Source organism: Halopseudomonas nanhaiensis, from assembly GCF_020025155.1.
Classification (GTDB): Bacteria; Pseudomonadota; Gammaproteobacteria; order Pseudomonadales; family Pseudomonadaceae; genus Halopseudomonas; species Halopseudomonas nanhaiensis.
Genome location: NZ_CP073751.1, coordinates 1777290 through 1799414 on the forward strand (window position 1 = coordinate 1777290; position 22125 = coordinate 1799414).

Consider the following 22125-nt stretch of genomic DNA (forward strand, 5'->3'; position numbering starts at 1 on the left):
CGGTCATCGACCGGGTTTTTTTTATGCTCTCTTCATTCTGCGATGTAATTCACACCCGGGAAGCGCAGCCGGAAGTCCTCGGGCATCGGTGCGACCCGTGAGCTGCTGAAGTGGTAAAACACAAACCCCGACTTCGCCAGTGCAACGAGTTCGCCACCCACCGCCTTGGTGATGCGAAAAATAATATCCCCGCCATATTTGTTCAGATCCATCAGGCCCACTTCAAAGATCAGTGGATCGCGAGCGAACGCTTCGCGCTTGTATGTCGTTGCGAGATCCGTAACGATAATTCCGGTGTCATTCTCGCTTACTTCCTCGATTCCAAACTGATACAGAAAACGCGCCCGAGCCTCCGAGATCATCGAGATCATCGAATCATTGGCGAGATGCTTGCCCGCGTTGATGTCTGTAATGCGCACCGTCAGCTGCGTGGTGAAATAGAATTGGTCTTCGGGAAATTCGAGATGAAGGCGGGCCATACGTAACCTGATTTGATGTGCTAGAAACAGAGGTCGCCGAAGCGAGGGAGTAAATTCGAGGGCGCATTCTACGCGAGTGGAGAGGAGAGTGCAGCCGAACAATAAAAAAGGCCGCCCTGGGGCGGCCTCTTTCTGACGCCGGGATGATCCCGGATGACTCAGTTCTTAGTGGAACTGGTTCATGGTGTTGTCAGCACCACCGGCTTTCAGTGCGGCTTCACCAGCAAAGTATTCCTTGTGGTTGTCGCCGATGTCGGAACCAGCCATGTTCTGGTGCTTGACGCACGCGATACCCTGGCGGATTTCCTGACGCTGAACGCCCTTGACGTAGGCAAGCATGCCCTGGTCTGCGAAGTAACCCTTGGCCAGGTTGTCGGTAGACAGCGCAGCGGTGTGATACGTCGGCAGGGTGATCAGGTGATGGAAGATACCAGCTTCGCGGGCAGCGTCTGCCTGGAAGGTACGGATCTTCTCGTCAGCCAGCTTGGCCAGTTCGGTTTCGTCGTAATCGACGCTCATCAGCTTGGCGCGATCGTACTGGGAAACGTCCTTGCCTTCTTCCTGCATGGCATCGAATACCTGCTGGCGGAAGTTCAGGGTCCAGTTGAACGACGGGCTGTTGTTGTAGACCAGCTTGGCGTCCGGCACGACTTCACGAATCTTGTTGACCATGTCGGCGATCTGACCAACGTGCGGCTTCTCGGTCTCGATCCACAGCAGGTCGGCACCGTTCTGCAGCGAAGTGATGCAGTCCAGAACAACACGCTCGACACCAGTGTCCTTGCGGAACTGGAACAGGCCGGAAGCCAGACGCTTGGGCTTGAGCAGCTTGCCGTTGGCCTTGATGACCACGTCGCCGTTCTGAATGTCTGCAGCACTTTCGATGTAGTCGCCATCGAGGAAGCTGTTGTACTGGTCGCCCAGGTCGCCCGGCTCGTTGGTCACAGCGATGGCCTTGGTCAGGCCGGCACCCAGGGAGTCAGTACGGGCAACGATGACGCCATCGTCAACGCCCAGCTCGAGGAACGCGTAACGGACAGCATTGATCTTGGCCAGGAAGTCGGAGTGCGGAACGGTAACCTTGCCATCCTGGTGACCACACTGCTTCTCGTCAGAAACCTGGTTTTCGATCTGGATACAGGCAGCGCCTGCTTCGATCATTTTCTTGGCCAGCAGATACGTAGCTTCCGGGTTACCGAAGCCGGCATCGATGTCGGCGATGATCGGCACCACGTGAGTTTCATAGTTGTCGATCTTCGCCTGGATTTCAGCTTCCTTCGACTTGTCGCCGGCTTTGCGAGCGGCGTCCAGGTCAACGAACAGCAGGTCCAGTTCACGGGCGTCAGCCTGACGCAGGAAGGTGTAGAGCTCTTCGATCAGGTCGGCAACGGAAGTCTTTTCGTGCATGGACTGGTCAGGCAGCGGACCAAACTCGGAACGCAGCGCAGCAACCATCCAGCCAGACAGGTACAGGTAACGCTTGTTGGTGGTCTTCAGGTGCTTCTTGATGGAAATCAGCTTCTGCTGACCGATAAAACCGTGCCAGCAACCCAGCGACTGGGTGTAAGCGCTAGTGTCGGCGTCGTACTCGGCCATGTCCTTGCGCATGATGGCGGCGGTGTACTTCGCGATGTCCAGTCCGGTCTTGAAGCGGTTCTGGATACGCATGCGAGCAGCGTATTCCGGGTTGATTGCGCTCCAGGTGCTACCAGCGGCTTCTTTCAGCGCGGCAACAGCCTTGATCTCGTTTTGGTAAGCTGACATGGTCAATCCTTCAAGTTTGCGATTGGTTCTGCACGATTGCGACCCTGAACCCGCATAGGCGCCGGTGTGAGACAGCAAAAGACTCGAAAGGTTGCGAAGAAGAGAAGTGAAACTGAGAGGGGTGTGGACGAACAGAGTGGATGACGTGCAATGGCGTTGCAAGCCGAACGAGCAGGTCCGACAGCAGGCGCTGATCCGTCACTCAGGCTGATACGTTTAAATCGCTTCCCCGTCCCTCAGGACAACTTCGTTCCAGTCGCAACCTCGTCAATCTGCCTTTTGGGCTGTCAGGACACGAATCGTTCCGGTGGTTGGGGAGACGACTCGGAGCACCTCTTACAAGGGCTCTGGCTAGCGGGAGCGACGCAATAATGGGACCAAAGCGTGGAGAAGTCAATCGCATGTAGTGTTTTTATCGCTGCACTACATCCTCAATCGAGACGTTCCACCTTCAGCCTCAGGCTGCTCTGGTCGGCGCCGCGGGTGGACAGGCTCCGGCCTATGCCGCTGTCATCGCCAGACCGGGCATCGCCGGTTCCGGCGATGGTGATCCATTCACCCAGCGGGGCCGTAACGACCGTATCTGCCCGCTGGATATCCACGACCCGGTTGTCGTTGCGGTTGAGTCGGTCATTGTTGGCGTTGAGATAGATTGTCGCGAGATTACCGCTGATCCGCACCGTCGCGTAGAAACCCTCGGCGACATCGCGATACTGTGTCTGCTGGACGACCTGTCCGTAGGCATTCTCGCTGGTCGTGGTAATCGGCACGCTGCTGCCGCGCTGAATCATGACCGGATATCCTTCATTGGCCGTTATCTGACGCACACCATCGCTGCTGCCGCGGGTCTGCCGCTGGATGATTCGCGCCTGGTTGCCGTTACGGTCGGTGCGGGTAATGACATCTACGCCGCCGGCCCGAATCCGCCCGTCAAGCTCGTAGCCCCGTTGATCAAGATCCACGGTCTCGGCGCTCGCCACGCTGATCCTCAGGCGCCCGGGCTGACGGTCCAGCTCGCTGACTGCCTCACGGATGGCGCCGATGCGGTCCGGTTCTGCACGGATGATCAGCTGATTTCCGTAAGCAGATGCGCGCTCGCTGTTATCAAGCATGGTTTCGACTGCCGGCAACAGGGCTTCTGCGAGCGTGTGATTAAGGGTGATGACCTCAGTGGTAGGCGCGGCCGCGAGGGGCATGGCTATCACCGAGCTGAGCATGAGGTAGCCGAAGACATATCTCATAGCAGAAATCTCCGTAGCGCCGGGTCGGTCTGGCTGGTTGCCCATAACTCTTCGAACGCGCCGCTCCAGCGGCGCACCTGGTCGGGACTCTGATAACGGGCGAAGCCGGTGCGCGTATGCCGTTGCGGCAGCATGACGATTCCGTCGCTGTCGGCGAGCATGTAAATCTGTGGTTCGCGGGGCACGTCCGGATGAGCTCGACGAATCTCACAGATGCTGGGAAATCGCTGAGCGAGTTTCACCAGACTGTGGCCAAGCGTGAAGCCTTGCGGAACGTCCTGCAGCAGCACCCTGATGCGCGCTTTGGGCTGGGCGAGTATGAGCTGCTCGCAGCTGTCGATGAAATCACGCTGATTGAACAGCCAGACGGCCTGATCGGCAGCATGAATGATCAGATTGCGACGCGTCTGCTGCGCCATATGGCACACGTGCAGACGCGCGGTTGTTTCGTCACACTCGATCAGATCACGGCCCTCGCCGAGCCGGCAGGGGAGATCGGCGATAAAGCGCTGCCGCGGCTCTTCTTCCGGATTGTGAATGGCGAAGCGCCCCGGTGAGGAAAACTCGATCGGAGGAAGCGCGTCCGGCTCGCTTTCCCAGATCATCGCTCGATGCGGAATCCCGGCCTCGAGATACTCGTCGCCCTGAGGGCAATAACCCAGCCGCCGATAGAAGTCCAGCGCATAGGTCTGGGCTGACAAGAGCAAGCGCTCATGGCCGAGCGCCCGCGCCCGTGCCATGACCTCCCGCATCAATACGTCACCAAGTCCCCGGCCACGAAATTCGGGCAGAACCGCCACGCGACCGATGTGCCCATCAGCGAGCAGTCTTGCCGTGCCGACCGGGTGGTTGTCATGGATCAGGAGAAAATGGACTGCGACCGCATCGTCATCGTCCCATTCGAGCTCGGGTTCGATATGCTGTTCATCGATGAATACCGCCTGGCGAATCGTGCGGAGCCACCCGCACTCTTCCCAGTCGACCACCTGAACCCATGTCTCAGCCATCGTCTTCTTCCAGTAAGAGGTCTCCTTTGGCGAACAGCTGCTCTATCAGCATCCAGCCGTCCTCGTCCTGCTGCCAGGCCAGTAACGCCTCGGGATCCAGATAATCCTCATTGCAGATTAGTTGAGCGAGGGGCAACAGGGAAGCAGTCAACAGACAGTGTTCGCCACTGGCGAACAGAATCAGGTCGTCGGTGTTTTCCAGACGGTAGGCGAGGCGTGAGCTGGGATTGCGTACAAGAGCGTGTCCATCCTGGATCGCTTCCAGTAACTCCCCGGTTTCGATGGGCTGCGGTTGGACCAGCTCAGGGTATTTCGGCTCGGTCATGAAGCGGCCGAACCAGACCGCCATGGCCGCGCGATCATCCACCAATCCCAGGATCGTTTCGCGCAGTCGCTCAACGGCAGCATCATCTATGGCGGCGGCATCGGTCGGTGGTGCCATGTCCGCATCGCTATAGCGGTCCTGGTCGCTCAGGTACTGACCCAGAAAATCCGTGAAATGGGCGAGGATGTCCTGATGGGCGGGAGCGCGGAAGCCGATCGAGTACGTCATGCACTCGTCCTCGGCGATGCCATGGTGCGCGAGACCCGGGGGCAGATAGAGCATATCGCCTGGCTCCAGCACCCATTCATCACGCTGATCAAAGTCGGCGAGAATACGTAAATCAGCGTGATCCAGCATCGAGGTGTCGTTCGAGCAGAACTGGCCTACCTTCCACCGACGCCGCCCGTGCCCCTGAAGCAGGAAGACGTCGTAGTTGTCGTAATGTGGGCCGACACTGCCGCCGGGCGTTGCATAGCTGACCATCACGTCGTCCAGACGCCAGCTCGGGAGAAAATCAAATGCCCTGAGCAGTTCACCCACCTCCGGAACGAACTGGTCGACTGCCTGTACCAGAAGGGTCCAGTCCCGCTCCGGAAGCGTCTTAAAGTCATCTTCGGCAAACGGCCCGCGACGCAGTTCCCAGGGCTGCTCGCCATGCTCGAGCACGATCCTCGACTCAATCTCTTCCTCAAGCGAGAGGCCAGCGAGCTCATCCGGGCTAAGCGGGCTCTCGAAGTCCGGAAACGCCTGACGAATCAGCAACGGCTTTTTCTGCCAGTATTCAAGCAGAAACTGTTCTGTGGACATGCCGCCCAATACGTCTGCGAGGGAAGTGGTCATGGCGTTACCTCAAAAATACATGTTCATGAACGAAAACGGCGACGTCGGATGACGTCGCCGCTGCGGGTTGCGAAGCGCTGACAGGTCAGACTCGGCGCGCCTGATCGGCCGCGTTGCCGACGTAGCCGGCGGGAGTCAGAGCCTTGAGCTCGCGCTTGGCGGCATCCGGTATTTCCAGTCCGTCGACGAAGGAGAGCAGGGCGTCGGGGGTGATACCCTTGCCCCGCGTGAGCTCCTTGAGCTTCTCATAGGCCTGGGGCACTGCGTAGCGCCGCATAACCGTCTGGACCGGCTCTGCAAGGACCTCCCAACAGTTATCCAGATCCTCTGAAATACGTTGAGAATTCAGCTCCAACTTGCTGATTCCCTTGAGGGTAGACTCGTATGCGATAACACTATGCGCGAAGCCGACACCCAGATTGCGCAGAACAGTCGAGTCGGTCAGATCGCGCTGCCAGCGGGATACCGGGAGCTTGGAAGCGAGGTGGTGGAGAATGGCGTTGGCGATTCCGAGATTGCCTTCGGAGTTTTCGAAGTCGATCGGGTTGACCTTGTGCGGCATGGTCGAGGAACCGATTTCGCCGGCAACTGTTTTTTGCTTGAAATAGCCAAGAGAGATGTAGCCCCAGATATCCCGGTCAAAGTCGATCAGGATGGTATTGAAGCGCGCCACGGCATCGAACAGTTCGGCGATGTAATCGTGCGGCTCGATCTGGGTCGTGTACGGGTTGAAGCTCAGGCCAAGGGTGCCTTCGATGAATTGGCGGGCGTTCGCTTCCCAGTCGATCTCGGGGTACGCCGACAGGTGCGCATTGTAGTTGCCGACAGCGCCGTTGATCTTGCCCAGCAGAGGAATCGCGCCAATCTGCTGAATCTGCCGCTCGAGGCGATACACCACGTTGGCCATTTCCTTGCCCAGCGTAGTGGGCGAAGCGGGCTGGCCATGGGTGCGGGACAGCATCGGCACATCGGCAAAGCTGACGGCGAGTTGACGGATGCCATCCGCGATACGTTGCATCAACGGAAGCAATACGTCATCACGCCCGCTGCGCAGCATGAGAGCATGGGAGAGGTTGTTGATGTCTTCGGAAGTGCAGGCAAAATGGATGAACTCGTTGACGGCATTGAGCTCGTCCAGCACCGCGACCTGCTCCTTGAGCAGGTATTCGACCGCCTTGACGTCGTGGTTGGTGGTGCGTTCGATTTCCTTGATGCGTTCGGCCCATTCCAGCTGGAAGTCTTCCGCGAGCGAGTCCAGTAGCGTGTTGGCCTGCGCCGAGAACGGCTTGACCTCCGGGATGCCCGGGTGATTGGCAAGGCACTGCAACCACCGGACCTCGACCTGCACGCGAAACCGTATCAGGCCATACTCACTGAATATGCTGCGCAGGCTGCTGGTCTTGCTACCGTAGCGGCCGTCAACAGGGGAGACGGCGGTCAGGGGGGTGAGTTGCATAGGAGGCTCTCGTCAATGTGCTGGCAGAAAGGGCGAAATCATACATCAGTTGAGGTTTTTTTGGGCCGGCTCGCAGGCATGCTCATGCTGATCAGCGTTGACGCGAAGATCAGGCCAGCGCCCAGCCAGGACGAAAGCCCGGGTACTTCGCCCCATAGCACCCACGCAAACAGGCCGGAGAACACGATGGCCAGATAGCTCAGCGGGCCGATCTTCCCCGGCGGCGCCAGTGCGTATGCTCTGGACATCACCAGCTGGCTGGTCGTGGCGACCAACCCGATAGCCAGCAACAGCCCCAGCTCGGGAAGGGAAAGAGGCTGCCAGGCCCACAGCAGCGGTATCGACGAAAGCAGCGCCGAAAACGTTGAAAAATAAAACACGATGCGGCTCGCCGGTTCGGTATTGCTCATGGCACGGATCGACACGAAGGCGAACGCAGCAAGCAGGCTTGCACCGACGCCCGCCAGAGCCTTGGCCTCGAACAACGCGCCCGTAGGCTTGGCCACGAGCAGCACGCCGACGAAGCCCAGAAGTACCATGAACACCATTCGGGATGTCAGTGTTTCCTTGAGCCACCACCAGGCCAGGAGCGGGGTGAAAACCGGCGCCGCGTAGGTGAATACCATGGCGTCCGCGAGGGGCAGATGGGCGATGGCGTAAAAAAAGCAGTACATCGCCCCGAGGCCGTAGAAGGTCCGCAGGAAATGATTGGTCAGTCGCTCTGTGCGGAACGGGCCGAAGCCTCGATAGGCGATCATCGGCAGGAAGAAGAACACCCCCACCAGATTGCGGAAGAATACGACCGTTTCATTGTTGACGGTTTGCGATACTTCCCGAATCAGCACACCCATCACTGCGAACAGAAGGGCCGACACTGCCAGCATCGCGGCTCCACGCCGAGGATGATCCAGTCGTACGGCTTCAACCATAGCCGACGTTCTGCACCGCATCGAGCAGCTTGCGGCGCGACAGCAACATCTGCCAGCGGTGCCCCCCAAGCTGACGCCACAGCCGCGCCGAGCGGATGCCTGCGAGCAGCAACGCCCGTATCTGGTTTGCCGTATCGGGTTGTTGCAGATAGCGCATGTCGCCGTGTACCTGGATGCGCAGCCTCAAGGTGCTGAGCGTGTCCTGGTAGGTGCTGCCCAGACCGGCCATCACGTTGTCATGCAGCAAGCCGAAATGCTCGGTCTGCTTCTCGACCTGATCAAGTCGCTGGCCCAGCACGGCGAGCATGTCGTCACGCTTGGCCAGTTGCCGTTCCAGTGCCAGCAGATTCATCACATAACGCAGCGCTTCGCGTTGCAGGGCGGCCGTGTCGCGTTCGAGCATGGCCTCCAGGGCCAGCAGTCCCTGGCGCAACGGGAGGAACGAGCCACCGTAGATCTGTTTCACATCGTCCGGATTACGCTCAAAAATACTGCGGATCAGGCACTGCGTCGGTCCTTCGACGTACTGACCGGTTCGGGCCAGCTTGTCTACCTGCAATGCCGCCTCGAATACCGCGCCCAGCGCGATGACCTGCTCGTCGACCGGGCTCAAGCGGCGTGCTCCGTTTGGGAGGCAAGGGCGGTTTCTATCACACCGCCGCCCAGACACACGTCGTTCTGGTAGAGCACCACCGACTGACCAGGCGTCACCGCCCGCTGCGGTTCGTCAAAGCGTATGAGGTAGCCACGCTCGCTGTGCTCCAGCGTACAGGCCTGGTCCGGCTGACGGTAACGCACCTTTGCCGTGAGCCTGAGCGGCAACGCATCCTGCAAGTCATTGACCCAGAAGATCTCGGACACCTCCAGTGCGTCGGCAAATAGCCAGGGGTGGGCGTTGCCCTGACCGACGATCAGCACGTTGCGCTCCAGATCCTTGCGCAGCACGTACCAGGGTTCCTCACCGGCTCCCTGCAAACCGCCGATGCCCAGGCCCTGGCGCTGCCCGATGGTGTGATACATGAGGCCATGGTGCCGGCCAATGGTCTCGCCGTCAGTCGTCTGGATATCGCCGGGTTGCGCCGGCAGATACTGCTTGAGGAAATCGCTGAAACGTCTTTCGCCGATGAAGCAGATACCCGTCGAATCCTTCTTGCGCGCAGTGGCGAGCTGATACTTTTCGGCGATCCGCCGTACTGCCGGCTTCTCGAGTTCACCTACCGGGAACAGGGTGCGCGCGATCTGCTCGCCGGCCACGGCGTGCAGGAAGTAGCTCTGATCCTTGTTGGCGTCGAGACCACGTAACAGCAGGGTTTGGCCCTCCTGCTCGGCACGACGGACGTAATGACCGGTCGCGATCAGATCAGCACCCAGCATCAGGGCATAATCCAGGAACGCCTTGAACTTGATTTCGCGGTTGCAAAGAATGTCGGGGTTGGGTGTGCGGCCAGCCTTGTACTCGGCCAGGAAATGCTCGAACACGTTATCCCAGTACTCGGCAGCGAAGTTCGCGGTATGCAGCTTGATACCCAGCCTGTCGGACACCGCCTGGGCGTCCGCCAGATCTTCCTTGGCTGTGCAGTAGTCGGTACCGTCATCCTCATCCCAGTTCTTCATGAACAGGCCTTCCACCTGGTAACCCTGTTCCAGCAACAGGGCAGCCGAAACGGAAGAGTCTACGCCACCGGACATGCCCACGATGACGCGGGTATCGCCTGGCTGTTTGGAGGTCGGAAAAGTCATGTCAGCGAATCAGATCCAGTGGATAAAGGGGTTTGTTCAGAAAGTCCCGAATACAATTCAGCACCAGCGGGCTCCGCAAGTCCGCGCGCCGTGCCTCGATCTCCTCGAGGGACATCCAGATCGCGCGAAGAATCCCTTCATCCAGCGCGCGGCTCGGCTCGACGGACACAGGACGGCCGTGGAAACAGCTGCGCTGGTACGTCGTACCATTGTCTGCCTTGAACAGGTATAGCCCAACCAGCCCGAGAATCTCGACATTCCAGGCGGTCTCTTCGAGTACTTCTCGGCCGGCGGCCTCGATTAGACTTTCGTCGGCTTCCAGGTGCCCTGCAGGTTGATTTAAAACGATGCGGTTGTCGCGGTATTCCTCAACCATCAGGAAGCGGCCGCCGTCTTCCACGATGGTCGCCACGGTGACGTGCGGTAAAAATCGCATTGAAGTGGCCTCTCCTCAAGGAGGCATAGAGTAGCGCAAAGCCGCATTCGCGTGAACCGGCTGCACCTGGCGCACGACGCTGGAAATGGCCGAAAAAAAGGCTAGGATTCTGCTATCTGCATATGTAGTCCGCCATGTAGTGCCACTACAAAACGACCGCTTTCGCGTCGAATGTCGCGCAGCTGACAATTAAAGAAAAGAAATGGTGGGCACCGACCCTTGCGGGTTCGGAAAAAAACGTGACAACGTGTAGGAAAACTACAACAATACGGCCACCAACACATCCGTATTCGCCGGCTCCGGTTACCCCCGGGGCCAGTACGACAACGACAACACAACGGAGTCAAAAATGGGATACCAAAAGATCCAGGTGCCGGCCAGCGGCGACAAAATCACCGTAAACGCGGACCTGACCCTGAACGTTCCGGAGAACCCGGTCATTCCGTACATTGAGGGTGATGGAATCGGCGTGGACATTTCTCCTGTCATGATCGACGTCGTCGACGCGGCAGTCGAGAAGGCCTACGGCGGCAAGCGCAAGATATCCTGGATGGAAGTCTACGCTGGCGAGAAAGCGACCCAGGTTTATGATCAGGATACTTGGCTGCCGGAAGAGACCCTGCATGCGGTCAAGGACTACGTCGTTTCGATCAAGGGCCCGCTGACCACGCCGGTCGGTGGTGGTATCCGTTCGCTCAACGTTGCACTGCGCCAACAGCTCGACCTGTATGTCTGCCAGCGTCCGGTACGCTGGTTCGAAGGCGTCCCCAGCCCGGTCAAGAAGCCTGGCGACGTTGACATGGTGATCTTCCGCGAGAACTCTGAAGACATCTATGCTGGTGTCGAATGGAAGGCCGGCACTGCCGAAGCGCAGAAGGTGATCAAGTTCCTTACCGAGGAAATGGGCGTCACCAAGATTCGCTTCACTGACATGTGCGGCATCGGCATCAAGCCGGTATCCGAAGAGGGCACCAAGCGACTGGTGCGCAAGGCGCTGCAGTATGCAGTCGACAATGACCGCGACTCGGTGACCCTGGTGCACAAGGGCAACATCATGAAGTTCACCGAAGGTGCCTTCAAGGACTGGGGCTACGACATCGCGCGTGACGAGTTCGGCGCCGAACTTCTGGACGGCGGCCCGTGGATGCAGTTCAAGAATCCGAATACCGGCAAGAACATCGTGGTCAAGGACGTGATTGCCGATGCCATGCTGCAGCAGATTCTGCTGCGTCCCGCCGAGTATGACGTGATCGCCACGCTGAACCTCAACGGCGACTATCTCTCCGACGCCCTGGCAGCCGAAGTAGGTGGCATTGGCATTGCGCCTGGCGCGAACCTTTCCGACTCGGTCGCCATGTTCGAAGCCACCCACGGCACAGCACCGAAGTATGCAGGGCAGGACAAGGTCAACCCTGGTTCGCTCATCCTCTCTGCCGAAATGATGCTGCGCCACATGGGCTGGACGGAAGCCGCTGACCTGATCATCAACGGAATGAACGGTGCGATTGCCAACAAGACGGTGACCTACGACTTCGAGCGACTGATGGACGGCGCGAAGCTGCGCAAGTGCTCCGAGTTTGGCCAGGACATTGTCGCCAGCATGCGCTGAGCGATTTCCAGGCACGAAAGGAAGCCGGCATATGCCGGCTTCCTTGTTTGATCTAGCGGGGAGGCTTAGTTAATGACCCGCATTATTGCGCGGTCATCGCTTCCTCGCGGCTCGGGGACGCCACGCTGGTCTCTGCAGCCTGAATGTTGATGGCGTGCAGACCCTTGGGGCCCTGGATGATGTCGAACTGCACAGGCTGACCAGCCTTCAGCGTTCGATAACCATCCATCTGGATTGCCGAGTAGTGGGCAAAAAGGTCTTCTGTGCGTCCGTCTGCTACGATGAAGCCGTAGCCTTTGGCGTTATTGAACCATTTGACCTTACCATTCTCCATTACAACATCCTCTGCTTATCCATGAAGGGTTTACCGGAAGCGGCTGCATGCCCGACGACATAAAACAGGATAGCCGACCTGTCATGCTTGATTTACACTTTTTAACATTGAATCACCGTAAGTCAAGTTAGCCTCAGGCAAGCTGTGTACCAGTACACAATTTCCTGACAGGATGACTCCACCCACTCTGGGACAAGCGAAGCCTGAAATGTTTCCAAAGATGAGAATTCTACTAACCTCGAATCAGGGGCCAAGCGAGCCCGGACGCGAAGAAGAGGACGGTCTGGCGGTCGAAACCAGCAAACCGGAACTCAAGCCGCCGTCTCGCTATCAAGTAGTCATGCTGAATGACGATTTCACTCCAATGGACTTCGTAGTAGAAGTGTTGGAGAGCTTCTTCCTCCTGAACCGCGAAGCAGCGACCCAAGTCATGTTGAAGGTCCACACGGAAGGCAGAGCGGTTTGCGGTGTCTATACTCGGGATGTAGCTGAAACCAAGGCCGCACAGGTAAATGAGTACGCGAGGGAATGCCAGCACCCGTTGATGTGTCAGATCCAGCGGGAAGCGTAACGAAGCGACTGTCGTCGCACTATGAGGTGGCAAAATGCTCAATAGAGATCTCGAGATCACCCTGAACCTGGCGTTCAAAGATGCGCGCAACAAGCGCCACGAATTCATGACCGTCGAGCACCTGCTGCTGGCCCTGCTGGACAACCAGGCAGCCGTCGCTGTCATGCGCGCATGTGGAGCCGATCTGGAGCGTTTGCGCCGCGAATTGACCGAATTCATCGACTCGACCACGCCGCTGATTCCGAAGCATGATCATGAGCGCGAAACGCAACCGACGCTCGGTTTCCAACGGGTGCTTCAGCGCGCGGTCTTTCACGTGCAAAGCTCGGGGAAAGGTGAAGTAAGCGGAGCCAACGTGCTCGTTGCCATCTTCAGCGAGCAGGAAAGCCAGGCCGTGTTTTTCCTGAAGCAGCAGCAGATTGCGCGCATCGACATCGTCAACTACATCTCTCACGGCATATCCAAGGTGTCCGGGGATGCCGAGCAGGCGCAGCCTGATCAGGAGTCGATGGACGAGGAGACTGGTGAGTCGACTGCAACAAATAATCCGCTCGAGAGCTATGCCAGCAATCTGAACGAACAGGCCCGTCAGGGTCGTATCGATCCGTTGGTCGGCCGCGCGTCGGAAGTCGAGCGGGTAGCGCAGATTTTGGTACGTCGCCGCAAGAACAACCCTCTGCTGGTTGGCGAGGCAGGCGTCGGCAAGACAGCGATAGCCGAGGGGTTGGCCAAACGCATCGTCGACGGTGAAGTGCCGGATATTCTCTCCGAAGCAGTGGTGTATTCGCTGGATCTCGGCGCGTTGCTGGCAGGTACCAAGTACCGGGGCGATTTCGAGAAGCGCTTCAAGGCTCTGCTCAAGGCCCTGAAGAAGCGTCCTCAGGCCATTCTGTTTATCGACGAGATCCACACGATCATCGGTGCGGGCGCAGCGTCCGGCGGCGTGATGGACGCTTCCAATCTGCTCAAGCCGCTGTTGTCTTCCGGGGAGCTGCGCTGCATCGGCTCGACTACATTCCAGGAATTCCGCGGTATTTTCGAAAAGGACCGGGCGCTGGCCCGTCGCTTCCAGAAGGTCGATGTGGTGGAGCCCTCGGTGGAAGACACCATACAGATTCTCAAAGGGCTAAAGAGCCGCTTCGAGGAACACCATGGCATCCCTTACACCGACGAGGCGCTGCGCGTGGCAGCGGAATTGGCAGCGCGTTACATCAATGATCGTCACATGCCCGACAAGGCTATCGACGTCATCGACGAAGCGGGCGCCTATCAGCGACTCAAGCCGGTGAACGAACGTGCCGAGCGAATTGATGTGAGCGAAGTCGAGGCGATCGTTGCGAAGATCGCCCGTATTCCCCCCAAGCACGTGTCGTCCAGCGACAAGGAGCTTCTGCAGAACCTGGAGCGGGACCTGAAGCTCGTGGTGTTTGGCCAGGACAACGCGATCGAGGCCTTGTCCACGGCGATCAAGCTGTCGCGCGCCGGGCTCAAGTCGGCCGACAAGCCGGTTGGTTCATTCCTGTTCTCGGGCCCCACCGGGGTCGGCAAGACCGAAGTCACTCGCCAGCTGGCGAAGAGTCTGGGTGTCGAGCTATTGCGCTTTGACATGTCCGAGTACATGGAGCGCCATACGGTGTCACGCCTGATTGGCGCGCCTCCGGGTTATGTCGGCTTCGACCAGGGTGGTCTGCTCACCGAGGCGATCAACAAGAGCCCGCACTGCGTACTGTTGCTTGACGAGATCGAGAAGGCCCACCCTGAGGTATTCAACCTGCTCCTGCAGGTTATGGATCACGGCACGCTGACCGATAACAACGGCCGCAAGGCGGATTTTCGCAACGTGATCATCGTGCTCACCACCAACGCGGGTGCAGAGTCGATGAGCCGTGCGTCGATCGGTTTCACCAAGCAGGATCACAGTACCGATGCGATGGAAGTGATCAAGAAGACCTTCACGCCGGAATTCCGCAACCGTCTGGACACCATCATTCAGTTCGGCCGCTTGAGCCATGAAAGCATCAAGTTCGTGGTGGACAAGTTCCTCACCGAACTGCAGGCGCAGCTGGAGGACAAGCATGTACTGCTCGATGTCGATGACAGCGCTCGCGACTGGCTCGCCGAGCACGGTTATGATCCTCTGATGGGTGCTCGGCCGATGGCGCGCCTGATTCAGGACAAGATCAAGCGACCGCTGGCGGAGCAGATCCTGTTTGGCGACCTGGCTGAAAATGGCGGCACGGTGCACGTCAGTCTGCGCGATGACGAGCTCATCCTGGACGTGCTGGAAGAAGAGATGGCGTAACGAGAAAAGAAGACGCCCCTTTGCGGGGCGTTTTTTTTGACGTGTCGAGCCAAATCGCGCGGGCGTCGAGTATCGTTGAGTGCTCGAACAGCCTGACCTCAGGCCCTCTAGCTCAAGCGAAGACGGTTAGACCCTGAAGCTTGCCCAGACGGGAGCATGGTCGGATGGCTTTTCCATGGCGCGGATGTCGTAGTCGATTCCTGCTTCCACGCAAGAGTCGATCAGCCCGCTGCTGGCCATGACCAGGTCGATGCGGAGCCCGCGCTTGGGTTCAGCCTCGAAGCCGCGGCTTCGGTAGTCGAACCAGCTGAAGCGGTCGTCGCTATCCGGGTACGTGCGGCGAAATGTGTCGACCAGACCCCAGTCCTTCAATCGCTGCAGCCATTCGCGCTCCTCCGGCAGGAAACTGCACTTCCCTGTACGCAACCAGCGACGGGCGTTTTCCGCGCCGATGCCTATGTCGCAATCTTCCGGTGAAATGTTCAGGTCCCCCATCAGTACCAATCGTTGCTCCGGGCTGAAGCGTTGCTCGAGATGAGCCTGCAGATCCGCGTAGAAACGTGTCTTGGCCGGGAACTTGACCGGATGCTCCCGGCTCTCACCTTGTGGGAAGTATCCGTTGAACACCACCACGGATTTGCCGTCCGGGCAGGGTAGCTCCGCAGAGATCAGTCGGCACTGCGCCTCAGGCGTATCGCTTGGCAATCCCTTGGCAACCCAGACCGGTCGTTCCCGCGTCAGCAGCGCTACGCCGTAGTGGCCCTTCTGCCCGTGGAAGTGAACGTGATAGCCGAGCGCCGCCACATCGTCGTAGGGGAAGGACGTGTCGTCGACCTTGGTCTCCTGCAGGCCGATAACGTCGGGAGCGTGGCGCGCGACTATCTCAGATAACTGATGAGGTCTTGCGCGCAAGCCGTTGATATTGAAGGAAACGAATTTCATAATAATCCTGTGATCTGGTCAGCGCCGGCGCAGGCCAGCGATGGAAGGCGTGACCGCCCTTACAGGAGTGTCTGTAAGCGAATGTATCCAGGTCGGGCCGTTTCGCTTGCGCATGTTAGCATTTCATCTGCCCATCTGATGCCGGAAGACAATTACATGGCGCGTCCGTTACTCCTGATCAGCCTGCTCCTATGGTCGGCAGTGTGTCAGGCAGAACTGGTGGTTGAAGTCGAACCCGCCAACAAAAAAGTACGAGACAACATCCGCGCCTTCATCGGCCCGGTCGAAGCAGCTGACCACCGGGCGATGTGGCGGCTGGCCAGACACAGTCGCGAACAGGCGATCAGCGCTGCGCGAGCGCTTGGCTACTACGATGTCTCGGTCAGGCCGCAGGTTTCGGGGCCCGAGAATGATCCGCAGCTTCGCTTGACGGTGAAGCTCGGTGAGCCGGTGCGTCTGCGTGAGGTAAACGTCGATATCCAGGGCGAGGGGAAGGGCACCGATCCCTTTCGCACGCCGGAGTCCGAGCAGTTGCGGCCGGGCGCGGTGGTCAATCATGGTCACTACGAATCGCTCAAGACCCTGCTGTCCAATCAGGCGCTTCGCTACGGGTATTTCTCAGGCCAGTTCACCGAGAGCCGTCTGGTTGTAAACCCGGAAGAGCAATATGCCGACATACAGCTGCGCTACGACACGGGCGAACGTTACCGCTTGGGTGACGTACATTTTTCCGAAACCCTGTTCGATGATGAATTGCTGCATCGAATGGTCCTGTTCGAGCCGGGCGTAGCGTACGACTCTGACCTACTCGCCGAGCTCAATCGGGATTTGCTGTCGAGCGGATATTTCGATGCGGTGCAGGTCACCGCACCGGCCGAGGAAGCCACTGACCTGCGCATCCCGGTGCGCGTTTACCTGGAGGAGAGAGAGCCGAACTCACTTGGTCTGGGTGCTGGGTTTTCCACGGACGTGGGTCCGCGATTGCTGGTGGACTGGCGCCAGCACTATCTGAACGCCAAAGGGCATAGCCGTGGTGCCGAATTCGAACTGTCCGCACCCCGTCAGGAGCTGACGGCGTTTTACCAGATTCCGTTGACACCTCCCCAATCGAGCAACCTGCGCCTGTTCAGCGGCCTTCTGCGAGATACCGTGGAAGACGTGGATACTGTCAACTTCACTGTGGGTGGCTTGTACCAGAAGCGCCTGGCAAACAACTGGGAGCGGGGGATAGGACTGCGTCTGCTGCACGAGCGGTTCACGATCGGCAGCGATGAAGGCAACACTACACTCCTGATGCCAAGCCTGTCCTTCCAGAAGCTGCACAGTGACGGGAGCGTCGACCCGGCAAAGGGCTACAGTCTCAGGTTCGAAGTGCAGGGTGCCAAGGAAGGGATCGTTTCGAACATCGACCTGCTCCATGCAAGCGCAACCGCGCGCGGCCTTTACACTGTGTGGGATCGACACCGTCTCCTTGCGCGTGCGCAGCTCGGCGCGCTGACCAGTAGCGATTTTGGAAACGTCCCGCCAACCCTGCGCTTTTTCGCCGGTGGTGATCAGAGCGTGCGTGGCTATGACTATCGAACGCTCTCCCCGCAGGACGAAACCGGCGAGCGTATCGGCGGCCGTTATCTGGTCGCCAGCGGCCTCGAGTATCAATACGAGTTCATCGACAAGTGGCGCGGTGCCGTGTTTGTCGACCATGGAAACGCAGTCGACTCGCTCAGTGATCCACTCAAGACCAGTGTGGGTGTGGGCATCCGCTGGGTATCACCGGTCGGGCCGATCCGTGTTGATGTCGCCAAGTCGGTCAGTGATCCCGACGAGGGCTTTCGTATTCACTTCGCCATGGGTCCCGAGTTGTGATCTGGTTTTTCGTAAAGGTGGTGTTGCGTGGTCTGCTGATCCTGGCGCTGATCCCGATTGTTCTGGGTCTGCTGTTGACCAGCGAACGAATCAATGGGTGGTTGCTCGATCGCATCCAGGGGATGGACTCGCGCCTGACCCTCGAACATGTTGGGGGTACCGTCTGGGAAGGTCTCCAGTTCGATCGGATCGTTTGGCAGGACGATGGCATCGACGTGGTGATCGTCGATGTCTCGTCCGACTGGGAGACGCGTTGTCTGGCTGATCGGCGCCTGTGCATCGAACATATCGATATCGGCAGTATCGTGGTGCGCACTGATCCAGAGGCGGTAATCGAAGACGAGCAACCGGCAGAGGAAGACAGCCCGGCGTCACTGCCTGACATTCGTCTGCCGCTGGGTATTCAACTGGACCGGCTGCGGATTGGCAGTCTGACGATCAACGGCGAACAGCCGTTGTTGAACGAAGTCCGTCTCGTCGCAGCCATGCGAGAGGATCGATTGACTATCCAGGAGTTTCTCGGCAGAGGGCCCGATATTGCCTGGTCGCTCGATGGCCAGGTTCGTACGACAGGGGACTGGCCGCTGCTGATCCGTGCCGACATTGACGCTCCCCCCGTGGACGAGCAACCCCTTTCAGTACGGCTGCGGTTGGGTGGAAGTGTCGAACGTCTGGCGGTCGACTTGCGTACCGAGGGCTATGTGCAGGGCCAGCTCGAGGGTACTGTCGCGGCGATGGAACCCAACCTGCCTCTCGATCTTCGCTGGGAGGGCCAGCCTTTCCTGGCGCTCGACACGCTACCGGATACATTGACGCTCGAACAATGGACCATCGCAGCACGCGGCGACCTTGAAGATGGGGTAGTGATTACGGCAGACGCCAGACTACCTGGCGAGGGAGGAGCCGTTCTACTGGCGATCGAAGGACTGGTGCAACAGACCCGCTTGCCTGAGCTGACGCTGCAGCTGTCGGTGGCGGATCAGCCCGACCGGGTGCTGACGCTGGATGCGGCCGCTGACTGGGCTGATGAGCTGCAAGCGGATGCGTCATTGATTGCTGAGCGCTTCCCCTGGCAGTGGCTGTATCCGGTGGAGACCGGCGAGCTCGTTCTCGATCGACTTGAAGCCGATGCAAGCGTGCAGGGGGAGGCCTTTCGCGGCGAACTGAACGCCGCCTTGAGCGGCGTTGCCGGGCAGCCTGCACAAATCAGCCTGACGGCAGAGGGCACGCCTGAGCAGATCACCTTTAACAGTCTCAGCGTCGATACGCCGGCAGGGCGCGCCCAAGGCGAGGCGATCGTAGGGCTGGGAGAATCAACATCGTGGGACGCCCAACTGCGTCTCGAGAATCTGGACCCCGGCGTATTCGTCGACGATCTCCGCGGAAACCTCAACGGCCCCCTGCGCAGCAGCGGCAGCCTTACCGAAGCCGGTCCTCAGTTCGACGCCGAATGGGATCTGGACGGTACGCTGCGGGATCAACCGCTTGATCTCAGCGGCAAGGTCACCGCCGACCAAGGCAACTTTGCCTTCTCCGACATCGTGTTACAGCAGGGGCCCAATAGTGTGACCGGGGCAGGTGAGTGGGGCGAGCGAATCGCCGCGGATCTCGACGTCAGCCTCGACAATCTCGCCACGCTCTGGCCGGGGCTGTCGGGAACACTTAACGGCACAGTGAATGCGACGGGTGACCAGACGCAGCCGGAGGTCCGGTTGCGTCTGACAGGTGAAGATCTTGCTTATCAGGACATCGGGTTGGGACTGCTGGCCGCGAACGGAACCGTCACGCTCTCTGATGCGCTGCCCATGCAATTGTCGATCGAAGCCAATCGCATCCGTACCGGTGAGACCTGGCTGGGCAATCTGGTCGTGGGGCTGGACGGTGACAAGGCGCGACATGAGCTGAAGGTAAACCTGTCGGGCGGACAACTGGAGCTCGACACTGCGTTATCCGGTGGATTGGATGAAGAACAATGGCTGGGTGCGCTCACCCGCGGCGAGCTGACGCTCGAGGAGATGACCTGGCAACTGGCTAGCGACGCTGGCATGCGTTATCAGCTTGAACCTGGGCAACTTACGCTCGAGGAGCATTGCTGGACGCACGAGGGTGGACGCCTGTGCTTCGACGGACAGCAGCGGCTGCTGCCCGATCGGGACGTGGCGGTGGTGCTCTCGGATTTTCCACTTGCATCGCTGGAGCAATGGCTACCGGAGGATCTCGCCTGGCAGGGCACACTCGATGCAGACGTCGATTTCAGCCAGACGGCGGGCGGGCCACCCGTTGCAGATATCTCTGTCAGCAGCCGCGATGGCGTCATCTCGGTCAGTGACCCGGAGCAGACACTCGACTTCGACTATTCGCAGCTTGAGCTGACCAGCCAATTGGATGCCGAGCAGGCGCGCAATCGGCTGCTGCTGACCGGCGATACGCTTGGTGAGTTGCGTGTCCAGGCTGATGTCTCCGATCCTGCGGGGGAACAGCGTCTGGTCGGTCGCTTCGATCTGGAAGGGTTCAATCTGGACTTTCTCCGTCCTTTTCTGCCGCAGGTTGAAACCCTGCAGGCAGAGCTTCAGGGACAGGGCGAGTTGGGTGGGACACTGACCGAACCGCTGGTCAATGGTGAAATCGCTATTGAAGATGGGCTGATAACCGGTCCGGAACTCCCGGTGAGCTTCGAACAGCTGGATCTGCGTGTGGGCATAGCCGGACAGACTGCTGACATCGATGGTAGCTGGCAAAGTGGTCCGGATGGCGACGGGTCGCTGACCGGAACGGTAACCTGGGCGCCGGAGCTGGACCTGTCGCTAAATCTGGTGGGCAAGGCCCTGCCGGTGGTGGTCGCGCCCTATGCCAACCTCCTGGTCAGCCCCGACATGCGCGTATCGCTTGCGGAAAACCGCTTGCGCGTGCGAGGCACCATAGCTGTACCCGAAGGCAACATCACCGTACGCGAGCTTCCCGAACAGGCTGTGCGCCTGTCTACTGATGAAGTCATCGTGGGCGAGGAAGAGGAGAGTGTCGCTGGCGATATGCCGATGGAAATCGACGCACGGGTCCGGCTCGTCATCGGCGACCAGCTGCGGTTTTCCGGCTTCGGTTTGACTGGGCGGCTCAGCGGGCGACTTCAGGTGGACGAAGAACTCACTGCCAATGGTGACCTGAACATTCTCAACGGCCGGTTCCGTCGATTCGGTCAGAGGTTGACGCTGCGCCGTGCCCAGATCCTGTTTGCCGGTCCGATCAGCCAACCGTTTCTCAATATCGAAGCGGTACGAGAGGTCGATGACGTCACGGCGGGGTTGCGCCTGACCGGTCGCGCCGAAGCGCCGCAATCGGAAGTCTTCGCCGAGCCGGCCATGCCGCAGGAACAGGCGTTGTCCTACCTGATTCTAGGCCGTCCTCTGGGCAGCGACGGTGGCGACAACAACATGCTCGGCCAGGCCGCCCTGGCTCTCGGCATGGCTGGTAGCGGGCCGGTTACGCAAAACATCGCCAATTCGCTGGGCATACAGAACTTCCAGCTGGAAACCGAGGGCAGCGGTACCGAAACGCAGGTGGTCGCAGCAGGCTATCTTACCGACCGGCTTAGCGTGCGCTATGGTGTAGGCGTGTTCGAACCGGCAAACCAGCTCGCCTTGCGCTACGACCTGAGCAAGCGACTGTATCTTGAAGCAGTCAGCGGCTTGGCGAGTTCGCTGGATTTCTTCTATCGTATCGACTTCTAGCGACACCCAACCCAGTGGCTGCCGAGCAGCCTTCACAAGGAGCAGTTATGTCGAGCGTTACTCTAAAGGGCAATCCCATCAGTGTCGGTGGCTCCATGCCGCAGGTGGGTGCGCAGGCGCCGGAATTCTCGCTGGTGGCCAAGGATCTCTCCAACGTCAGCCTGTCCAGCCTGGGCGGCAAGCGCAAGATACTCAATATTTTCCCCAGCGTGGACACACCAACCTGCGCGACTTCCGTGCGTCAGTTCAACCAGCGCGCTGCCGAACTGAACAACACCGCGGTGCTGTGCATTTCCGCTGATCTGCCGTTCGCGCAGGCGCGCTTCTGCGGCGCCGAAGGGCTCGACAATGTGATGACGCTGTCGACCATGCGCGGCGCCGACTTCCTGCGTAATTACGGTGTTGCCATCGAAAACGGTCCACTGGCTGGTGTGGCTGCGCGCGCTGTCGTGGTGCTCGATGAGAACGACAAGGTGCTGCACAGCGAGCTGGTCTCGGAAATCGCCAACGAGCCGGACTACGAAAAAGCGCTCACAGTATTGAGCTGATCACGCAGGGGCCG

Annotated in this window: 18 protein-coding genes; 6 read left to right on the forward strand and 12 right to left on the reverse strand. The window is 59.3% G+C overall.

Annotation, left to right across the window (positions count from 1 at the left end; translation table 11 throughout):
• Positions 1-32: 32 nt before the first annotated feature.
• The 10 genes from KEM63_RS08005 to KEM63_RS08050 form a co-directional block, all read right to left on the reverse strand.
• Entirely contained in the window at positions 33-479 is a 447-nt protein-coding gene (locus KEM63_RS08005) for a thioesterase family protein (RefSeq protein ID WP_223655719.1), read from the reverse strand.
• Positions 480-644: 165 nt separating this feature from the next.
• Positions 645-2243 (reverse strand): isocitrate lyase, encoded by a 1599-nt coding sequence (locus KEM63_RS08010; RefSeq protein ID WP_223655721.1) that lies wholly within the window; start codon positions 2241-2243, stop codon positions 645-647.
• A gap of 431 nt (positions 2244-2674) precedes the next feature.
• Positions 2675-3484 carry a secretin N-terminal domain-containing protein gene (locus KEM63_RS08015; RefSeq protein ID WP_223655723.1) on the reverse strand — a complete coding sequence of 270 codons (810 nt, stop codon included), beginning with the start codon at positions 3482-3484 and terminating at the stop codon, positions 2675-2677.
• The gene (locus KEM63_RS16920; protein ID WP_228744801.1) at positions 3481-4491 is read right to left on the reverse strand and encodes a GNAT family N-acetyltransferase; all 1011 of its coding nucleotides are present in this window, start codon (positions 4489-4491) and stop codon (positions 3481-3483) included. Before KEM63_RS16920 ends, KEM63_RS08015 begins: the two co-directional genes overlap by 4 nt.
• Entirely contained in the window at positions 4484-5656 is a 1173-nt protein-coding gene (locus KEM63_RS08025) for a ribosomal protein uL16 3-hydroxylase (protein ID WP_223655725.1), read from the reverse strand. The genes KEM63_RS16920 and KEM63_RS08025 overlap by 8 nt, the downstream gene beginning before the upstream one ends.
• Positions 5657-5741: 85 nt before the next feature.
• Positions 5742-7112 (reverse strand): adenylosuccinate lyase, encoded by a 1371-nt coding sequence (purB, locus tag KEM63_RS08030; RefSeq protein ID WP_223655727.1) that lies wholly within the window; start codon positions 7110-7112, stop codon positions 5742-5744.
• 38 nt (positions 7113-7150) lie between these two features.
• The gene (locus KEM63_RS08035) at positions 7151-8041 is read right to left on the reverse strand and encodes a DMT family transporter (RefSeq protein ID WP_223655729.1); all 891 of its coding nucleotides are present in this window, start codon (positions 8039-8041) and stop codon (positions 7151-7153) included.
• Positions 8034-8654 (reverse strand): high frequency lysogenization protein HflD, encoded by a 621-nt coding sequence (hflD, locus tag KEM63_RS08040; RefSeq protein ID WP_223655731.1) that lies wholly within the window; start codon positions 8652-8654, stop codon positions 8034-8036. The genes KEM63_RS08035 and hflD overlap by 8 nt, the downstream gene beginning before the upstream one ends.
• Positions 8651-9781: a tRNA 2-thiouridine(34) synthase MnmA gene (gene mnmA, locus KEM63_RS08045; protein ID WP_223655733.1), complete on the reverse strand. Its 1131-nt coding sequence runs from the start codon at positions 9779-9781 to the stop codon at positions 8651-8653. Before mnmA ends, hflD begins: the two co-directional genes overlap by 4 nt.
• 1 nt (position 9782) lies before the next feature.
• Positions 9783-10217 carry an NUDIX hydrolase gene (locus KEM63_RS08050; protein ID WP_223655735.1) on the reverse strand — a complete coding sequence of 145 codons (435 nt, stop codon included), beginning with the start codon at positions 10215-10217 and terminating at the stop codon, positions 9783-9785.
• Positions 10218-10566: 349 nt separating this feature from the next.
• On the opposite strand from KEM63_RS08050, the gene icd reads away from it, so the two are divergent.
• Positions 10567-11826 (forward strand): NADP-dependent isocitrate dehydrogenase, encoded by a 1260-nt coding sequence (icd, locus tag KEM63_RS08055; protein WP_223655737.1) that lies wholly within the window; start codon positions 10567-10569, stop codon positions 11824-11826.
• A gap of 82 nt (positions 11827-11908) precedes the next feature.
• On the opposite strand, the gene cspD is transcribed toward icd, so the two are convergent.
• The gene (gene cspD, locus KEM63_RS08060; RefSeq protein ID WP_223655739.1) at positions 11909-12160 is read right to left on the reverse strand and encodes a cold shock domain-containing protein CspD; all 252 of its coding nucleotides are present in this window, start codon (positions 12158-12160) and stop codon (positions 11909-11911) included.
• A gap of 208 nt (positions 12161-12368) precedes the next feature.
• Between cspD and clpS the strand changes: the two genes are divergently transcribed.
• A complete protein-coding gene (clpS, locus tag KEM63_RS08065) occupies positions 12369-12731 on the forward strand; it encodes an ATP-dependent Clp protease adapter ClpS (RefSeq protein ID WP_423747841.1) in 363 nt (120 codons plus the stop codon).
• Positions 12732-12765: 34 nt separating this feature from the next.
• Positions 12766-15033 carry an ATP-dependent Clp protease ATP-binding subunit ClpA gene (clpA, locus tag KEM63_RS08070; protein ID WP_223655743.1) on the forward strand — a complete coding sequence of 756 codons (2268 nt, stop codon included), beginning with the start codon at positions 12766-12768 and terminating at the stop codon, positions 15031-15033.
• A gap of 126 nt (positions 15034-15159) precedes the next feature.
• On the opposite strand, the gene xthA is transcribed toward clpA, so the two are convergent.
• Positions 15160-15975 (reverse strand): exodeoxyribonuclease III, encoded by an 816-nt coding sequence (gene xthA / locus KEM63_RS08075; RefSeq protein ID WP_223655745.1) that lies wholly within the window; start codon positions 15973-15975, stop codon positions 15160-15162.
• A 156-nt stretch (positions 15976-16131) separates the two neighbouring features.
• On the opposite strand from xthA, the gene KEM63_RS08080 reads away from it, so the two are divergent.
• The 3 genes from KEM63_RS08080 to tpx are packed head-to-tail and all read left to right on the forward strand — an operon-like array spanning position 16132 to position 22111.
• On the forward strand, positions 16132-17838 hold the full coding sequence (locus KEM63_RS08080) for an autotransporter assembly complex protein TamA (RefSeq protein ID WP_223655747.1): 1707 nt from the start codon (positions 16132-16134) through the stop codon (positions 17836-17838).
• Complete coding sequence (locus tag KEM63_RS08085; RefSeq protein ID WP_223655749.1) at positions 17835-21563, forward strand: translocation/assembly module TamB domain-containing protein; 3729 nt, start codon at positions 17835-17837, stop codon at positions 21561-21563. The genes KEM63_RS08080 and KEM63_RS08085 overlap by 4 nt, the downstream gene beginning before the upstream one ends.
• 47 nt (positions 21564-21610) lie before the next feature.
• Complete coding sequence (tpx, locus tag KEM63_RS08090) at positions 21611-22111, forward strand: thiol peroxidase (RefSeq protein ID WP_223655751.1); 501 nt, start codon at positions 21611-21613, stop codon at positions 22109-22111.
• The last annotated feature ends 14 nt before the right edge of the window (positions 22112-22125 follow it).